1 protein-coding gene and 1 pseudogene are annotated in these 716 nt (G+C 67.3%); both read right to left on the bottom strand.

The annotated features are described in order from the left end of the window. A pseudogene (locus tag ARC63_RS23105) lies at positions 1-113 on the bottom strand (LPS export ABC transporter ATP-binding protein); the annotation flags it as partial. Further along, a complete protein-coding gene (gene lptA, locus ARC63_RS03410; RefSeq protein ID WP_049455548.1) occupies positions 113-664 on the bottom strand; it encodes a lipopolysaccharide transport periplasmic protein LptA in 552 nt (183 codons plus the stop codon). The gene lptA and the pseudogene ARC63_RS23105, both read right to left, overlap by 1 nt. Positions 665-716: the final 52 nt, after the last annotated feature.

The following is a 716-nucleotide window of genomic DNA, read 5'->3' as shown; positions in this document are numbered from 1 at the left end:
GCGCCGTTGGGGCCGAGCAGGCCGACCACTTCACCGGCGTCGAGGGTCAGCCCGAAGTCCTTGACCACTTCGCGCTGCTTGTACTTCTTGCGCAGGCCCTTGGCGACGAGCATTACTTCCTGCTCCCGGCCGGCTGCGCCGGCGTGGTGGCCCTGGGCTGTGCCGCAGGCGCGGCCGGGGTCTTGTTCTTCGGCGGGATGACGGTGCGCACGCGGCTGCCGTCGCCACCGGAGTTCATCTCGCCGGTGCGGGTGTTGTAGACCATGCGCTGGCCGGCATTGGTGCCGCGCGCGCTGGTGACCTTGTAGTTGCCGGTCAGGGTGATGATCTCGGTCTTGATGTCGTAGTCGATGCGATCAGCCAGCGCGTCCATCCAGGTGCCGTCATCGAGCTGCTGCTTCATCTTGGCCTGCTTGCCGGTGAACACCACACGCACGGCCTCGCCGTCCTTGAGGTAGATCTCGGCCTCGGACGAGCGCAGGTCCAGCGTGCCCTGGGTGATGATCACGCCCTGCGACAGCACGGTCTTGCCGTCGCCGGTGAGCATGCCCGACTGGGCGCCGGAATCGATGTGCATGTCTTCGTTGCGGTCGGTGGACTTGGCGAAGGCGGCGCTGGGGACAAGAAGACCGAGCGCGAGTACGGCGGCAAAGGGAATCTTCATCGGGGTCCGTTCTACCGGTGAGGGCCTCCCGGGCGGGCCGGGGGCCCTCACC

The organism is Stenotrophomonas geniculata ATCC 19374 = JCM 13324 (genome assembly GCF_001431625.1).
GTDB lineage: Bacteria > Pseudomonadota > Gammaproteobacteria > Xanthomonadales > Xanthomonadaceae > Stenotrophomonas > Stenotrophomonas geniculata.
Note: the sequence above shows the minus strand (reverse complement) of the source record. Positions and strands in the feature narration are given on the sequence as shown.

Excerpts from the sequence above, each read along its gene's own strand:
- lptA (WP_049455548.1), bottom strand. The coding sequence starts at position 664 with ATGAAGATTCCCTTTGCCGCCGTACTCGCGCTCGGTCTTCTTGTCCCC.